Consider the following 15,203-nt stretch of genomic DNA (forward strand, 5'->3'; position numbering starts at 1 on the left):
CGTGACCGAGCTCGATGCGTTCCCCGAGGACTGGGACCGGGCCCTCGCCGTCGTCGCCCACCCCGACGACATGGAGTACGGGGCCGCGTCCGCCGTGGCCCGCTGGACCGCGCAGGGCAGGTGGGTCGGCTACGTGCTGGTGACGGACGGCGAGGCCGGCATCTCCACGATGCCGCCGGAGCAGGCGCGCCACATCCGCCGGGAGGAGCAGGTCGCCAGCTGCGCCGTCGTGGGCGTGACCGACGTGGAGTTCCTCGGCCACCCCGACGGCGTCGTCGTCGAGGGCCTCGAGCTGCGCCGGCACCTGGCGGCGGAGATCCGGCGGTACCGGCCCGACGTGGTGCTGTCCATCAACCACCACGACTCCTGGGGCGGCCCCTCCTGGAACCACGCCGACCACCGCGCCGTGGGCCGGGCCCTGCTCGATGCCGTGCGCGATGCCGCCAACCCCTGGGTGTTCCCCGACAGCGGCGAGGCCTGGGACGGCGTCCGCTTCACCGCGTTCAACGCCAGCCCGCAGGCCACCCACTTCGTAGACGTCACGGACACCTTCGACGCCGGCGTCGAATCCCTGCAGTGCCACGCCACCTACCTCCGCCACCTCCAGGGGGACATGGCGAACCCGGAGGCGTTCCTGCGCGGCGGTGCCGAGGCGGCCGGTCAGGCGGCGGGTGTCGGCCTCGCCACCACGTTCGAGGTCATCGGCTGAGGCGCCGATGATTCCCCACCGATGATTCCGTGGCCCTCGTCCCGTCAGGTCGCGAAGATCAATCCCACCACCTGACCCGAGGAGCCCACGATGGCCTTCCACCCGTACCTCAACTTCAAGGGGACCTGCCGCGAGGCGTTCACCCGCTACCAGGAGATCTTCGGCGGTGACCTCCACATCATGGGCGCCGGCGACATGCCCGCCGGCGAGGACACCCCGCCCGGCTGGGACCCCGACATGGTCCTCCACGCGGCGCTGATGGTGGGCGACGCCATGATCATGGCGTCCGACGACCCCGACATGAGCAGCCCGCCCTCGGGCACCTACATCCACCACGAGGCAGCAGACGTCGACGCGGCCAAGCGCGCGTTCGAAGCGCTCGCCGAGGGCGGTCAGGTCGAGATGGACTTCGGCGAGACGTTCTGGTCGCCGGGGTTCGGCGCGTGCGCGGACCGCTGGGGGACGCTCTGGATGGTGAGCGCGCCGAGCAGCTTCGAGATGCCGGGCTGAGCTATCGCTCGTCGGTCGGCAGCGGGTGGGCCCGGTCGGGCTCGGCGCTCGGTGCCTGGCTGAGCAGGGGCTTGTGCTCGTCCCGGCGTCGCCGGGCCGCCTCCTCGTCGGACTTGATCGCCCGCTCGAGGTAGGTCAGGTCGATCACGGGTCCGCCGTCGTCGTCGGCGGCGCGGCGCTTCGGTGACCACGCCCGTGCGGCCACCAGCAGGGCGACCAGGACCACGAGCGCGAAGAAGGCGATGAGCAACCCTGCGGGGGTGATGGAGATGTCGGACACGGGAGCTCCTCGGGGCCTTGTCTCCGGACGGCGGAGCGCGGCCCCGGCGCACCGCCGAGCCCTCCCTTCCCCGGGCGGGCGTCGTCTACCCGTCGGTGGGCAGGGAGTAGCCCTCGAACTTCGAGCGCAGGTCCTTCTTGGAGAACTTGCCCACCGACGTCTTCGGCACCTCGTCGATGAAGGCGATGTCGTCGGGGAGCCACCACTTGGCGACCCGGCCCTCGAGGTAGGCGAGCAGGTCCTCCTTGGTGGCCGACTCGCCCTCCTTCAGCACCACGCAGGCCAGCGGGCGCTCGGCCCACTTCTCGTGCGGGATGCCGATGACCGCAGCCTCGGCCACGGCCGGGTGCCCCATCAGCTCGTTCTCCAGGTCGACCGAGGAGATCCACTCGCCACCGGACTTGATGACGTCCTTGGTGCGGTCGACCAGGCGGATGTAGCCGTGGCCGTCGATCACCGCGACGTCGCCGGTCTTGAGCCACCCGTCGTCGGTGAACGACTCGGGCGAGCGCTCGTCGTCGTAGTACTCGCTGGCGATCCAGGGCCCCGACACCTGCAGCTCGCCGGAGGACTCGCCGTCCCACGGCAGCTCCTCGATCGGCGAACCCGGCGCGGACGGACGAGCGATGCGGGCGGTGACGCACACCGACGGCTGCCCGACGGTGGTCCGCAGGTCGGCCCGGCCGTCGTCGTCCAGCTCGGCGTCGAGGGTGGACTTGATGGTGGCGACCGACGCGATGGGTGAGGTCTCGGTCATACCCCATGCCTGCAGGATCGGCAGGCCGGTCTGCTCGCGGTAGGCCTCCGACAGGGCCCGGGGCACGGCCGACCCACCGCAGGGGATGGCCCGCAGCGCGGAGGTGTCCCGGCCCTTCAGCTCGGGCAGCACGCCCATCCAGATGGTGGGCACGCCGGCGGCGACGGTGACCTTCTCCTCCTCGATCAGCGCAGCGAGCGAGGGCGGCGACAGATCGGGGCCTGGCATGACCAGCGTGGCGCCGGCGGCGACGGCTGCGTGGGCGAGGCCCCAGGCGTTGGCGTGGAACATCGGCACCACCGGCAGGATCCGGTCGGGCTCGTGCACGCCGAGCCCGCCGGCGGTCATCGCACCCAGCGTGTGCAGGAAGGTGGAGCGGTGCGAGTACACGACGCCCTTGGGGTTCCCGGTGGTGCCGGACGTGTAGCACATGCTCGCGGCGCGTCGTTCGTCGTCGACTTGGAACGCGACCGGGTCGGCGGCGGCGAGCAGGTCCTCGTAGTCGTGGATGCGGGGGCCGTCGGAGCCGTCGTTGCTCGGGATCTCGTTCGGCGCGCCGTCGTCCATCACGACCAGGTGGCGCACGGTCTCGAACGTCGGCAGCAGCGGCATCAGCAGGCCGAGCAGCGACCGGTCGACGAAGATGACCTCGTCCTCGGCGTGGTTGGCGATGTAGGTGAGCTGCTCGGGGAACAGGCGGATGTTCAGCGTGTGCAGCACCCGGCCGGTGCACGGCGCAGCGAAGTACAGCTCGAGGTGGCGGGCGGTGTTCCACCCGAAGGTGGCGACCCGGCCGTCCTCGGAGATGCCGAGCTCGTCGAGCACGCCGCCGAGGCGGTGCGTGCGGTCGGCCCAGGTGCCGTAGTCGGTGCGCTCCCGCCCGGCGGGCGTGGCCGTGACCAGCTCCTTGTCGGCGAAGAGCGTCTCGGCGCGCCGCACGAAGTGCGGCAGCGTGAGCGGCGCGTCCTGCATGAGTCCGTCCACGGTGTCCCCCTGTGGTCGTCGTCCCCGTGTTGTCGGCGGGGAAGGTAGCGGGGCGCGGGCGGCCTCCGGGCTACAGGGCGCGCAGGATCGCGATCAGGACCAGCGACAGCACCACGGACAGGACGATCGAGCCGAGGCAGCCGAGCCGGTTCGAGAAGAAGAGGAACACGGCGGGAGACCTACCCGGGTGGTCAGTCGGCGATGTCGAAGGCGGCGGTCACCCGGGTCGGGTGGAGCCGGACGAGCAGCTCGCCGGGCACGCCGTTGCGGGCGCCGAACTCCTCGGCCCGGTCCTCGCCCATGTAGCGCCCGCCGATGACGGTGGCGAAGCGGCGGACCTCGGCCCGGTCCTCCGACAGCGTGACGGTGCCGTCCACCTTCACGAAGGAGTACGGCGGGTGCTCGTCGTCGACGACCAGCGAGACGCGGCCCTCACGGGACAGCGCCTTGCCCTTCCCGGTGTCCGCGCCCGTGTTGAAGACGATGTCGTCGCCGTCGAGCACGAACCAGATCGGGGCCACGTGCGGTGCCCCGTCCGCCGCCACCCACGCCACCTTGCCGGTGCGGGTGCCGGCGGACAGGAAGTCGCGCACGGCGTGGTCGTCGAGCGATGCCATCGCCCTCGGGTCTAGCGGTTGCCGCGGTTGTGGGTGATCGGCCGCGCGATCTTGCCGCTCTGCTTGCCGGCCTTGCCCGCCAGCTCGTGCGGTGGGCTCGCCGCGGCGGTCACCTCGGGCATGCCGGGGCGGTCACGCTTCGCGGTCTTGGTCGGGTTCTTCGTGCCCTTGGGGGTCACGCGACCCGAGCCACGCTTGTTCTTGGCAGTCATCGCTCTTCCTCTCGTCGTCGGCGCCGGACGGCCCGGCGCATGCCAGGGATGGAGTCGATTCACAGCCACATGCCCCTGACGGTACGCCTGCACCGCCCGGAGGGGAAGCGGGTTGCCGGTCAGTCGGTGTGCGAGTGGGCCCGCTGGCCGTCGCCGTCGAAGACCATGAGCAGCTCAGCGACCCCGTCGATGGCATCGATCGCGTGTGGGGTCATGGTCGAGAACTCGGCCGCCTCGCCCGCCTCCACGATCATCTGGCGCTCGCCGAGGGTGAGCAGGATCCGGCCCTCGAGCACGTAGAGCCAGTCGTGGCCCGGGTGCACGCGAGGCTCGCCGCGCGGCGCGCCCGGCTCCAACCGCACCTTCATGGCCGTGGTCGAGCCGGCGATCGACCGGGCAGAGAAGGCGGCCGGTGACGCCGGCGTCTCCGTCGATTGGCGGGCCGTGGACCTCGCCGTCGACCCCCCGGAGCCGGGCGCCTACGACCTGGTCTCGCTGCAGTACCCGGCGCTGCGCCACGACGCCGGCGATCGCCTGATCCGCTCGATCGTCGACGCGGTCGCACCCGGTGGCACGCTCCTCGTCGTCGGCCACTCCTTCGACAGCGTGGACGGGCACCACCACCCCCACTTCGACCCGGCCGACTACGTGCAGCCGCCCGACGTCGCCGACCTGCTCGGTGACGGCGACGGCGACGGCTGGACCATCGAGGTCCACGAGGTCCGACCGCGGGAGATGCCCGAGGGTCGCCAGGGTCCGAACGTGCCCGACGTGGTGCTGCGGGCCCGTCGGGACGGCTGAAGGTCAGCGCCGCTCCACCCACGTGGCGATCGCTGCGGCCTGGTCGTCGACGATGCACCGGATCCGCGCGACGTCGGGCGTGTCGACGTGGGCGCCGTTGTAGGTGATGACCCGTCCTGACGGCATCCACGCTTGCACCGGGACCTCGACGCTCGGGGCCAGCGTGTCGACGTCGAGCAGGGTCAGCCCGCCGAGCTGCACCCGCCCCTCCGGCACAGCGATGGCACCGAGCCCGGTGGCCACGACGGTGGTGGCATCGATCACCGTGAGGTCCTGGTGGTCGACGAACAGGTTGGGGTTGGTCCGCTGATCCAGGACGGCGCCCTCGTGGTCCAGCCGGTAGATGGTGCGGGACCCCCACGACACGGCGAGCAGCGTGTCGTCGGGAAGATCGCAGACCGCGCCGAGGTGGTCGTCGAAGCCGAAGCGCGCCGTGGTGCGCAGCTCCTCGTCGACGCAGATGACGGTGGTGGTCGATGCTGGCCGGTACTCCGCCACCGGCACCCAGCAGCGACCCCGGTCCGAGGAGATGCCACCGGGGTGGAAGCGCTCGCCGTCCGTGACGTCTTGCCGTTGCTGGACGGCTCCGTCGGTGTCGACCACCAGGAGCTCGCCCCGCCCGTCGCCGTGCACCGTGGACACCAGCCAGTGCTCGCCCCAGGGCATCAGCCCCTGCGGGTGTCCGACGTCGGTCTGCACCTCGACCGACGACTCGAGCTGCCAGCGGGTGCTGCGGTCGAGGCGCTCCAGCACCCGCGTGTGGACGGTCATGTCAATGGACCTCGACCTGCGCATGGAGCCCGCTGGCGCCGGCGATCCGGCGATCCGTGGTCACCAAGGTCGCATCGAGGGCCTCGGCGAGGGCGACGTAGGTCGCGTCGTGCGCGGACAGCACTGGCCGGAGCTCCCACACGCGCGCTGACAGCGGGACGTGGGGGTACCGGTCGATCTCGAGGAGCTCGAACAGCCGGCGTGCGCCATCGACCCGGTCGCCAGTCAAGCTGCCCTGCTGCTCCAGCCGCCGCAGGACGTGCAGCACCTCGGTGTCGAGCAGGTGTGGAGCGTGCAGGACCGCCTCGCCCGCGAGGCGAGCGGCCAGCGTCTCGTTGGGTTCGCCGATCAGTACCTCGATGGCGGCGGAGGCATCGAGGACGATCACCGCTCGGCGCGTGCCTCGTCCAGGAGCCGTCGGGTCTCGACTCGTGAGACCGACCAGTCCCGCTGGGCCGCGCGGAGGAGGACCTCGGCGTTGCTGGACCGTCGAGTGACTCGCTCGAGCTCGCCCAGCACGTAGTCCGACAGCGACGTCCCGGCAGCAGCGGCACGCGATCGGAGCTCGGCGTGGACCTCGTCGGGGACCTCACGCACCTGGATCGTCTTCATGCTGTCATCGTACATGCAATGTGCATGTGTCGCACCCAAGGGGGATGTCAGGCCTGCAGATCGTAGGGGTCCCACGCCGGCGGCGCCTCGGCCAGATACCGCGTCACCTCGCCGATCACCCGTTCCGGTCCGAGCGATGAGCCTGGCCCGTCCGCGACGGTGGCCAGCTCGGGCGTGAGGTCGGAGGGTGGCGTCGACGACCAGACCGCTCCCGCCGGCTCCTCGGCCGTGAGCCGCCCGGCCAGCGGGGCGAGGTCCACGCGGGGGCGGATGGGTCGTGACCGGAACTGCACCCAGCCCTCGTAGCGGCAGGTCAGATGATGACGGCCCTCGGCGGGATCGACCACGAGTACCACCGAACGCTCCGTGGCTGCATGCAGCGCCATCGGGTGGATGCCGTCGAAGCGGCGGCCGGCGAAGCGATGTCCGGCCGAACGACCGCCCTCCGCCAGCGTCACCACTGCGAGGTCGACGTCGGGGTGCTCCTCGATCTGCACCTGTCCGGCGGCAAACGCGGCCGCCGCAGCGTCGAGCTCGGCATCCTCTTCGGCCCACAGGGCCCGGCACCGCTCCGGGTCGTCGAGCCAGGACGGGAGCACATCGAGCGCGTGCTCGTAGAGGACGACGCAGCGCTCGTCGTAGTCGTCGGGCAGCACCAGCGGTGAGGTGTCCGGGTCGGCCAGTGCCGAGACGGCCATCGAGATCCGAGCCGACGTCCGGTCCGGTGCGACCCCGAAGTCGCCCGCCGAGGCCAGGCCCTCGAGCTGGCGCCGGCGCCGCACACCGTCGTCGGGATCGATGAGTGGGTAGATGCCGGCCAGGCCGTCCTGGTCGAAGTGGTTGTTGGTGACGACCCGGGCGCCGTCGTGCAGGTCGGCGCCACGGTCGAGGTAGCGGAACACCATCTGGCAGGAGCTGTCAGCCTCGACTCCAGGCGGCGTCGGCATCCCCGGCCAGTGCGACAGCACCAGCACGGTGCCGGCGTTCGGTGACCCGTCGACCACGACGTTCGGCACCTCGGCCGAACGCTCGTAGCCGGTGAACCGCAACGGGGTCATCGACACGGGGGAGACGCTACGGCGCGGCGGTGCGCGGGCGCGCCCGTGCGGCCGACCCGGCGGTCGGCGGCCGCGGGCTGGCGCGGTCCAGATCAGACGGGTGGGGTGATGGGTCCGTCGTCGTCGGGTCGGTGGATGGTCCAGGTGCCATCGGGATGGCGGACGGGGCGGAAGCCGTGTTCCTTGGTCCGGTTGTGGAACCCGCAGTACGCGTCGGAGTTGTCGGTGTTGGTGGGTCCGCCCCGACAGGCTGGGTCGCGGTGGTCGACCTGCAGGTTCTTGCCCCGTCCGTCACAGCCTGGCCACAGACAGCCGAGCCCTCCGGGTCCTCGCAGCAGGGCTTGGAGGAACGCTGCGTCGCGAGCGGAGCCGGTGAACAGGCGTTGGCGACGGCCGAGGTCGATGACGGTGCCGGCCGAGTCGATGACGACGCGGCGGACGTGGCCGACGAGGGCAGCAGCGACGGCTTCGGCGGGGCGGAGCGGTGTTCCGTCCATGGCGTGGCAACGTCGACGGTCGAGCACCTCGTTCGGGTCGACGGTCACCGAAACCCCAGCGCCGCGGCGCAGCTCGTCTTCGAACGTCTCTTGGTCCACGACGATGTTCACCAACGGCTCCGGCGAGCAACCCTCAGCTGCGGCGGCGCGGCGGAAGATCTCGAAGATGGCATCGGCCCGCCGCTGGGCGGGGGTGCGTTCCAGGTGCTCGACGCGGGCGTCGTCGCCGTGGATCTCGCGGGCGGCGGCCCAGTCGGCGTGCAGCTCGGCGGTCTCGAACCGTTCGAAGATCTCCGCCATCGCCGCCCCCTGCAACCCACCATGGTTCGCCTCGAGACGGAACGACCCATCGATGGCCGACTCCTGGAGGGACGCGTTCCGGCGCTCGTGGCACCGCTCTGCGGCCTGGTCGGCGCCGTCCGCGTCGGCCAGGGCCTCCCACTGGCGCAGCGCAGCCACGAAGTCGTCGTAGCCGAGCACGGTGGCGTGGTGAGCGAAGATCGGATCCGCATCCGGCACCCACTCGGCCACACGCGGGTTCGCGATGGTGCGGGCCATGGCCCGCATGTGCTCAGTGGGGATCTCGCCTCGGGCGTACGCGGCCTCGACCAGGGGCAATCTCGGCAGGGCCCGGCTGGTCTGCACCCGCCCGTGGGCCTCCGACCCCGACAGGCGACCGATCGCCTTCAACGCCCCCTTGGCCGTCTTGTGCCCATCCAGGCTGAACGCCGCACTGGCGTCGAGGTGCGCGACCGTGCGGTCGGTGCCGTGATCCAACCGGCGGCGCAGCTTCTCGACCCGGCCCACGAGCGCGAGCTCCTCCTTGGGGGATAGCCCGTCGAGGTCGGCGGCTTGGACCATGCCGACGGCGACCTCGAGCATGTCCAGCGCGTCGCCCAAGTCACCCACGGGTTCCAACAGATCGGTCACGGCAACGTCTCCCCCGAGACGCCACCGGTGTGTGGTCGGTGGCAGCGCATCCGCGCAGCTCCTTCCTCATCGCAGTGACGGTCGACGCGAAGCCGACGAGTGGCACCTCCAGCCCCAGCCGGAGCGCCTACCCATCATTCAACTCAGGGGGTCTGACAGGAACGCCGCCGGCCCCGACCCGGTGGGAGGATGGGGCGGTGACCCGGTGGACGTGCCCCGACTGCGGCCGTGAGTTCGGCCGCACCCGGCAGGGTCACGAGTGCGCGCCGGCGCTGTCGCTCGAGGAGTACTTCTCGACCGGACCGGAGCGGGAGCGGCCGATCTTCGAGGCGGTGCACGCGCACCTGTCGAGCCTCGGCGACGTCCACGTGGAGCCCGTCTCCGTGGGCATCTTCTTCAAGGTCCACACCACGTTCGCCCAGCTGCGACCGATGACGAAGTGGGTGGCGCTGTCGTTCTTCTCCCCGCAGCGCATCGACCACTCGCGCATCTCCCGCAAGCCGGCGGAGCACAGCGGCCGGTGGCACCACGTGGTCAACGTGGCGGACGCCGACGAGGTCGACGACCTGGTGCGGGACTGGCTGACGGACGCCTACGCGCTCGAGGTCGGCTGACGCTTGAGCTGCTGGCGCATCGGGGTGTCTCGCCAGTAGGTCGCGGTCTTCGACCCGTAGGCCGGCCAGCGTGGGGGCACGGCCGCTTCGGGCTCGTCACCCATCACCGTGACCCGCTGGATGACCCGCACGCCGTGGAAGTCGTTCAGCACGTGGTGCTGGGTCGTGCGGTTGTCCCACATGGCGACCGTGCCCGCCGACCACCGGTACCGGACGGTGAAGCGGGGCTCGTGGATCCAGCGGCACAGGTGGGCGAGGATCATGGCGGACTCGGCATCGCTCAGCTCCACGATGCGACGGGTGAAGTGCTCGTTGACGAACAGCGACCGCCGACCGGTCTCCGGGTGCACCCGCACGACCGGGTGGATCCACGTCTTCTCGGGGTGGAGGTGCGGGCCGGCGTCGTGGAGGGCGGTGAGGCCGTCGCACAGGTCGCGCAGCGGCGGCGACAGCTCGTCGTAGGCCTTGGCCGAGTTGGCCCACATCGTGTCGCCGCCGACCTCGGGGCACTCCTTCACCTGCAGGATGGCGAAGCGGGACGGGTTGGCCTCGAAGCTGATGTCGCTGTGCCACTCGTCGGCGATCGCGCCGGCGCCGTCCTCGGCCCGCAGCTCGAAGAACTCCGGGCGCTCGGACTCGAACGCCAGGTTCGGGTGCGACTCGAGCGTGCCGAAGTGTCGGCCGAACGCGATGTGCTCGTCGGGGTTGAGGTGCTGGTCGGGGAAGAACAGCACCATGTGCTCGAGCAGCAGCTGGTGGATCGCCTCGGCGTCGGCGGGCGTGGCGTCGGCCAGGGCGATGCCACGGACCTCGGCGCCGAGCGACCCCGAGAGCGGGCGGACGTCGAGGTCGGGGCGGACGGGAGCGCCGGTCATCGGACCGAGGCTACGACAGTGCGACGGACGGTGTCCCCGAACCGGACTCGACCGCGAGGGCCGGGTCGTCGGCCGAGGTCGGCCGGCCGAGGAGGAACCCCTGGGCCAGGTCGCAGCCGAGCGAGCGCAGCACGTCGAGCTGCTCGCAGCGCTCCACGCCTTCGGCGACGACGCGGAGGCCGAGCTCGTGGGCGAGGGCGACGACGGCCTTGACGATGGCGCCGTCGGTGCCGCTCGAGGTCATGCTCGCCACGAAGCTCCGATCGATCTTCAGCGCCGAGACGTCGAAGTTCGCCAGGCGGGCCAGGGACGAGTAGCCGGTGCCGAAGTCGTCGATCGCCACTCGGACCCCGATCGAGCGCAACCGGTGGAGCACCTCCCCGGCGGCATCGGCGTCCTCGGCGAGCGCGGACTCGGTGAGCTCCAGCCACAGCGCCGAGGGATCGAGCCCCGCAACGTCGAGCGCCGCCTCGACCGTGGCGACGAGCTCCGGATCGGTCAGCTGGCGGGCGGACAGGTTCACCGACACGTACACGTGCCGGCCCGACGCCCGCCACGCGGCGGTCTGGGAGGTGGCAGCCTGCAGGACCCAGGTGCCGAGGGCCGACACCAGACCCGATTCCTCGGCCAACGGGACGAAGTCATCGGGCGCCAACCAGCCGTGCGTCGGGTGATCCCATCGCACGAGGGCCTCGTAGCCCGTGACGGTGAGGTCCGAGGTCCGGCAGATCGGCTGGTAGTGCACCTGCAGTGCTCCGGTCTCGATGGCGTGGCGGAGGTCCTCGCGCGTCGAGAGCCGTCGCTGGGCCCGTTCGCGCATGGCCCGGTCGAAGACGGCGATCGGGCTGCCCGCCCCCTTCTTGGCCGCGTACATCGCGACGTCGGCGTCCCGGATGAGGTCGGTGGACACGTCGCCGTGCGACCCGAAGGCGATGCCGACCGATGCGCCGATGACGACCTGGTGGACCGAGCCGGCGGCGTGCAGGGTGATGGGCGTCGACACCACGTCGATCAGCCGCTCCGCCATGGCGACGACGTCGTCGTACCCGCCGCCCGCGCACAGCACCACGAACTCGTCGCCTCCGTGCCGCGCCAGGGTGCAGCTCGGACCCACGGCGCTGCGCAACCGCTCGGCGACCTCGACGAGCGCGACGTCGCCGACCTCGTGGCCGAGGGAGTCGTTGATCTCCTTGAAGCGGTCGAGGTCGCAGAAGAGCACGGCGACCGGCGGCGCATCGACCTGCTCGAGGGAGCACTCGATGCGCTCGATCAGGTGCTGGCGGTTCCGCAACCCGGTCAACCGGTCGTGGGTCGCGGCCCACGCCAGGTCCTCGGCGGCGAGGTGCCGGTCGGTGACGTCGTGGAAGGACACGACGGCTGCGACGCCGGTGGCGCCGCCGATCGGCTGGCAGTTCACCGTGAGCCAGCGCCGTCGTCCGTCTCGGAGGGTGACGGCGAGCTCCATGTGCTCGGTGGAGGTGCCGGCCCGGAGGGCGAGTAGGCCCGGCCACCGGTGGGCCGGCACGGGGTTGCCGTCCCGGTCCTCCACGCTGAGCGCCAGGCCGGTTCCTGAAAGCGTCGAGCCTTCGAGGTGATCGACGGTCGTGCCGAGGATGTGAGCCGCGGACTCGTTGGCGGTCTGGATGCGCTCGTCCTGGCCGATGACCAGGATCCCTTCGTCGAGCGAGGCAACGACGGTGGTGAACCGCTGCTCGGCTGCCTCGCGAGCGGCCTCGGCGGCCTTCCGATCGGTGATGTCCTCGCAGATGCCGACCACACCGGCGAAGCGCCCGTCGTCGTCGAGGAGGGCCCGGACCGACGCCCGGATGGCCACGGTGGAGCCGTCCTTGCGGCAGTGCGTGGTCTCGCCGACCCAGGAGCCCTCGCCGAGGAAGCTCGACAGCACCCGACGCTCCCGATCGGCGTCCTGCCACAGGAGGTCGCCCACGCTTCGGCCGAGGGCCTCGCACTCGGTCCACCCGTACGTGCGCTCCGCTGCCGGGTTCCACGACGTGATGCAGAAGTGCTCGTCGGTCGAGAGGATCGCGTCGGGGATCGCGGCGATCAGATCGGCCTGGGCCGGGCGGGCGACCGGCAACTGCGGTCGCGCGTCGAGGGCGTGCCCGGACATGCGGTCAGCGGCTCGATCCCCCAGCGTGGGCACGAAGCGCTCCGAACGACGGATTGCGGTGCGGCGCACGCCGGTCGACGGTAGTGGGTGCCGACGTCCCGTGAACGGTCGAACACGCAACGTGAGCAAGTGGCGCGGACCTCAGCCCCGGGTTGGCGTGTCCGGGTCGACGGCGAGGAGGAGCCGGCGGAGGAGCCCGGTCAGCTGGGCGACCTCTTCGTCATCGAGCGGCTCGACCATGCGGTGCTCGACGTCCTGCTGCAGGACGACCGCCTGGTCGATCGCGTCCCGGCCGGCGTCGGTGAGGCGCACCAGGCTCCCGCGACGGTCGGCCGGGTTGGGGACCCGCTCGACGAGGCCGCGCCGGTCGAGGCGGTCGATCGCCGCAGTCATCCCTCCGGAGGTCATCATGCGCCGGCGGGCCAGCTCGGTGGGCGTGACGGCGTGGTCGGGGCCGGCGCGCCGGAGCGCGGCGAGGATGCCGAAGTCCGCGTTCTCGAGCCCGACCGTGGCCGACGACTCGCCGAAGGCCTGCTGGAACAAGGCGCCGAGACGGATGATCCGCCCCGTGACGTGCTTGGCCGTGGTGTCGAGCTCGGGCATCTCCACCGCCCAGGCCGCAACGATCTCGTCCACGGCATCCGAAGTATCTTGCTGGTGAGTATCTTGCGACATTGCTATCTCCCATGTATCTTGTCATCAAGATACTTCACGAAGGAGGGTGGACATGCGCACCGAGCAAGGACCGACCGGGGTGCTGCTGGTCACCGCCCTCGCCCCCATCACCTGGGGGACGACGTACGCGGTGACCACCGAGCTCCTTCCTCCGGACCGGCCGCTGCTCGCCGCCACCCTCCGGGCGCTGCCCGCCGGGATCGCGCTGGTGGCGGTCACCGGCGCCCGGCCGCCAGCGGGGTGGTGGGGGCGCATCGCCGTCCTCGGCACCCTCAACGTCGGAGCGTTCTTCGCCCTCCTCTTCGTGGCCGCCACCCGGCTGCCCGGCGGCGTGGCGGCGACGCTCGGGGCGATCCAGCCCCTGGTCGTCGCCGGGCTCGGGGCTCTGCTGCTCGGCGAGCGGGTGCGATCCCGGACCGTCGTCGCCGGCGCCCTCGGGATCGTCGGCGTGGGGCTGCTCGTGCTGCGCAGCCGGGTGGGCCTCGACGCCGTGGGTGTCGCTGCTGGGGTCGCCGGAACACTCTCGATGGCCACGGGCGTGGTGCTCACCAAGCGCTGGGGTCGGGCCATGCCGCTGCTCGCCGCGACCGGCTGGCAGCTGGTGGCCGGCGGCCTGGTGCTCGCCCCGCTGCTGCTCGTGGTCGAGGGCCTGCCCCCGACCCTCACCGCCACGAACCTGGCCGGCCACGTCTGGTTGGCCACCGCCGGCACGGCCGGCGCCTACGTCGTGTGGTTCCGCGGCGTCGAGCGCCTGCCCGTGCAGCGGGTGTCGCTCCTCGGCCTGCTCAGCCCCCTCGTCGCCACCACCGTCGGCTGGCTGGTGCTCCACCAGCGCCTCACCGGCGGCCAGGTGGCCGGCGCCCTCCTCGTCCTGCTCGCGCTGCGCATCGGCCAGGGCCGAGTGCGCACCCCCGCACCCGTGCCGGCCCGACCGGCCCTCGGCGGACCCGTCCTGGAACCAACCAGCTGAAGGAGAACAACCGTGCACACCGCACCTCAGACCAAGACCCGCTTCGAACCGACCCGCATCGCGCCGGAGACGTTCCTGATCCACGACCACCAGGGCGAGGGCACCGAGCCGGTGTCGGTCGCCCTGAACACCATGGTCATCCGGGCCGCCGAACCCGTCGTGGTCGACACCGGGATGATGGAGAACCGCGACCAGTACCTGGCCGACGTGTTCTCCCTCGTCGAGCCCGAGGACATCCGATGGGTGTTCATCAGCCACGACGACGTCGACCACACGGGCAACCTCAACGCGCTGATGGCGGCTGCCCCCAACGCCACCCTGGTCATCGACTGGTTCATGCAGGAGCGCATGGGTGCCTCCCTCGAGGTCCCGGCCAGCCGCTGGCGCTGGGTGCAGGACGGCGACTCGCTCGACGTCGGCGACCGCACCCTGCGCATCGTGCGCCCGCCGGTGTTCGACTCGGGCACCACCCGTGGCCTGTTCGACCCGCTCACCGAGGTGTACTGGGGCTCCGACGCCTTCGCCAGCCCCATGGCAGTGCCGGTGCGCGACGTGGCCGAGCTGGATCTGGTGCCGTGGCTCGAGGGCATCCACGTCTTCGCCCAGTACATCAGCCCGTGGCTGCAGGTGGTCGACGACGCCAAGTTCCAGCGCACCGTCGACCGCATCGCCGATCTGCAGCCCCAGGTGCTGGCCGGCTGCCACACGCCGATGATCGGCAGGGGTCACGTGGCCGACGCCATCGCGGCGACCCGCATTGCTCCGTCGGCGGTCGTGCCACCGCAGCCGGACCAGTCGGTGCTCGACGCGATCCAGTCGGTGCTCCCCGCAGGCGCGTGACCGCGCAGGGCCCGACCGTCAACCTCCCAGCGCGCTCAGCGCCGGGGGGCGAGGCGGCGGGGGAGCCGCTCGATCGGTGAGGCGATGGCAGCGCGGGTGACGGCACGCGCTCGTGCCTCGTGGCGGCGGAAGGTGGCGAAGAGCGCATCGTCGGACAGCTCGTCGATCCGCTGCCAGCGCGCCTCGGCCCCGCGGGGTTGGAGACCGCCGGTGCGCTTGCGCTGCACCCGCCGGATGGTGCGGAGCCGGTCGGGACTGACGCCGACGAGCGCCGCCACCATGGCGTCCCGCTCGGGGAAGCTCAGGCCGCCCCCGTCCTCTGGTCGATCTGCATCGCTCATGTCGCACCTCGACGATCTC

The 15,203-nt window shown here is 71.6% G+C and carries 20 protein-coding genes; 6 read left to right on the forward strand and 14 right to left on the reverse strand.

What is annotated here, in order from left to right; translation table 11 throughout:
• Position 1 precedes the first annotated feature (1 nt).
• Both RGQ06_RS07545 and RGQ06_RS07550 read left to right on the forward strand, forming a co-directional pair.
• Complete coding sequence (locus RGQ06_RS07545; RefSeq protein WP_432427179.1) at positions 2–709, forward strand: PIG-L deacetylase family protein; 708 nt, start codon at positions 2–4, stop codon at positions 707–709.
• A gap of 90 nt (positions 710–799) precedes the next feature.
• A complete protein-coding gene (locus RGQ06_RS07550) occupies positions 800–1,219 on the forward strand; it encodes a VOC family protein (protein WP_432427178.1) in 420 nt (139 codons plus the stop codon).
• 1 nt (position 1,220) lies between these two features.
• Here RGQ06_RS07550 and RGQ06_RS07555 read toward each other — a convergent pair whose 3' ends face one another.
• The 5 genes from RGQ06_RS07555 to RGQ06_RS07575 all read right to left on the reverse strand — a co-directional run bounded on the left by RGQ06_RS07555 (position 1,221) and on the right by RGQ06_RS07575 (position 4,437).
• Positions 1,221–1,499, reverse strand: a complete 279-nt coding sequence (locus RGQ06_RS07555) for a hypothetical protein (protein ID WP_432427177.1) — start codon at positions 1,497–1,499, stop codon at positions 1,221–1,223.
• Positions 1,500–1,584: 85 nt separating this feature from the next.
• Complete coding sequence (locus tag RGQ06_RS07560) at positions 1,585–3,240, reverse strand: long-chain fatty acid--CoA ligase (RefSeq protein WP_432427176.1); 1,656 nt, start codon at positions 3,238–3,240, stop codon at positions 1,585–1,587.
• A gap of 191 nt (positions 3,241–3,431) precedes the next feature.
• Positions 3,432–3,857: a PPOX class F420-dependent oxidoreductase gene (locus tag RGQ06_RS07565; RefSeq protein ID WP_432427175.1), complete on the reverse strand. Its 426-nt coding sequence runs from the start codon at positions 3,855–3,857 to the stop codon at positions 3,432–3,434.
• Between the two features lie 11 nt (positions 3,858–3,868).
• On the reverse strand, positions 3,869–4,069 hold the full coding sequence (locus RGQ06_RS07570) for a hypothetical protein (protein ID WP_432427174.1): 201 nt from the start codon (positions 4,067–4,069) through the stop codon (positions 3,869–3,871).
• Between the two features lie 119 nt (positions 4,070–4,188).
• A complete protein-coding gene (locus RGQ06_RS07575) occupies positions 4,189–4,437 on the reverse strand; it encodes a cupin domain-containing protein (RefSeq protein ID WP_432427173.1) in 249 nt (82 codons plus the stop codon).
• 4 nt (positions 4,438–4,441) lie between these two features.
• Here RGQ06_RS07575 and RGQ06_RS07580 point away from each other — a divergent pair, with 4 nt between their 5' ends.
• Positions 4,442–4,870, forward strand: a complete 429-nt coding sequence (locus RGQ06_RS07580; protein ID WP_432427172.1) for a hypothetical protein — start codon at positions 4,442–4,444, stop codon at positions 4,868–4,870.
• Positions 4,871–4,873: 3 nt separating this feature from the next.
• On the opposite strand, the gene RGQ06_RS07585 is transcribed toward RGQ06_RS07580, so the two are convergent.
• The 5 genes from RGQ06_RS07585 to RGQ06_RS07605 all read right to left on the reverse strand — a co-directional run bounded on the left by RGQ06_RS07585 (position 4,874) and on the right by RGQ06_RS07605 (position 8,738).
• The gene (locus tag RGQ06_RS07585) at positions 4,874–5,641 is read right to left on the reverse strand and encodes a DUF6454 family protein (RefSeq protein WP_432427171.1); all 768 of its coding nucleotides are present in this window, start codon (positions 5,639–5,641) and stop codon (positions 4,874–4,876) included.
• Position 5,642: 1 nt separating this feature from the next.
• Positions 5,643–6,029: a type II toxin-antitoxin system VapC family toxin gene (locus RGQ06_RS07590; RefSeq protein ID WP_432427170.1), complete on the reverse strand. Its 387-nt coding sequence runs from the start codon at positions 6,027–6,029 to the stop codon at positions 5,643–5,645.
• Positions 6,026–6,253: a FitA-like ribbon-helix-helix domain-containing protein gene (locus tag RGQ06_RS07595; RefSeq protein WP_432427169.1), complete on the reverse strand. Its 228-nt coding sequence runs from the start codon at positions 6,251–6,253 to the stop codon at positions 6,026–6,028. Before RGQ06_RS07595 ends, RGQ06_RS07590 begins: the two co-directional genes overlap by 4 nt.
• Before the next feature lie 47 nt (positions 6,254–6,300).
• The gene (locus RGQ06_RS07600; protein ID WP_432427711.1) at positions 6,301–7,311 is read right to left on the reverse strand and encodes a DUF6687 family protein; all 1,011 of its coding nucleotides are present in this window, start codon (positions 7,309–7,311) and stop codon (positions 6,301–6,303) included.
• A gap of 92 nt (positions 7,312–7,403) precedes the next feature.
• The gene (locus RGQ06_RS07605; RefSeq protein WP_432427168.1) at positions 7,404–8,738 is read right to left on the reverse strand and encodes a DUF222 domain-containing protein; all 1,335 of its coding nucleotides are present in this window, start codon (positions 8,736–8,738) and stop codon (positions 7,404–7,406) included.
• A 197-nt stretch (positions 8,739–8,935) separates the two neighbouring features.
• Here RGQ06_RS07605 and RGQ06_RS07610 point away from each other — a divergent pair, with 197 nt between their 5' ends.
• Positions 8,936–9,352, forward strand: a complete 417-nt coding sequence (locus tag RGQ06_RS07610) for a DUF5655 domain-containing protein (protein WP_432427167.1) — start codon at positions 8,936–8,938, stop codon at positions 9,350–9,352.
• Here RGQ06_RS07610 and RGQ06_RS07615 read toward each other — a convergent pair.
• The 3 genes from RGQ06_RS07615 to RGQ06_RS07625 form a co-directional block, all read right to left on the reverse strand.
• Positions 9,331–10,227 carry a TauD/TfdA dioxygenase family protein gene (locus RGQ06_RS07615; RefSeq protein WP_432427166.1) on the reverse strand — a complete coding sequence of 299 codons (897 nt, stop codon included), beginning with the start codon at positions 10,225–10,227 and terminating at the stop codon, positions 9,331–9,333. The two genes, RGQ06_RS07610 and RGQ06_RS07615, sit on opposite strands and share 22 nt — an antisense overlap.
• 10 nt (positions 10,228–10,237) lie before the next feature.
• Positions 10,238–12,427, reverse strand: coding sequence for a putative bifunctional diguanylate cyclase/phosphodiesterase (locus tag RGQ06_RS07620; RefSeq protein ID WP_432427165.1), 2,190 nt, complete (start codon positions 12,425–12,427; stop codon positions 10,238–10,240).
• A 72-nt stretch (positions 12,428–12,499) separates the two neighbouring features.
• Positions 12,500–12,994, reverse strand: coding sequence for a MarR family winged helix-turn-helix transcriptional regulator (locus RGQ06_RS07625; protein WP_432427164.1), 495 nt, complete (start codon positions 12,992–12,994; stop codon positions 12,500–12,502).
• A gap of 91 nt (positions 12,995–13,085) precedes the next feature.
• On the opposite strand from RGQ06_RS07625, the gene RGQ06_RS07630 reads away from it, so the two are divergent.
• Positions 13,086–14,003 carry an EamA family transporter gene (locus RGQ06_RS07630; RefSeq protein ID WP_432427163.1) on the forward strand — a complete coding sequence of 306 codons (918 nt, stop codon included), beginning with the start codon at positions 13,086–13,088 and terminating at the stop codon, positions 14,001–14,003.
• Between the two features lie 12 nt (positions 14,004–14,015).
• Positions 14,016–14,843 (forward strand): MBL fold metallo-hydrolase, encoded by an 828-nt coding sequence (locus RGQ06_RS07635; RefSeq protein WP_432427162.1) that lies wholly within the window; start codon positions 14,016–14,018, stop codon positions 14,841–14,843.
• A 35-nt stretch (positions 14,844–14,878) separates the two neighbouring features.
• On the opposite strand, the gene RGQ06_RS07640 is transcribed toward RGQ06_RS07635, so the two are convergent.
• A complete protein-coding gene (locus RGQ06_RS07640) occupies positions 14,879–15,184 on the reverse strand; it encodes a hypothetical protein (protein ID WP_432427161.1) in 306 nt (101 codons plus the stop codon).
• Positions 15,185–15,203: the final 19 nt, after the last annotated feature.

It is taken from the genome of Salinilacustrithrix flava (assembly GCF_041228405.1).
Lineage (GTDB): Bacteria > Actinomycetota > Acidimicrobiia > Acidimicrobiales > Salinilacustritrichaceae > Salinilacustrithrix > Salinilacustrithrix flava.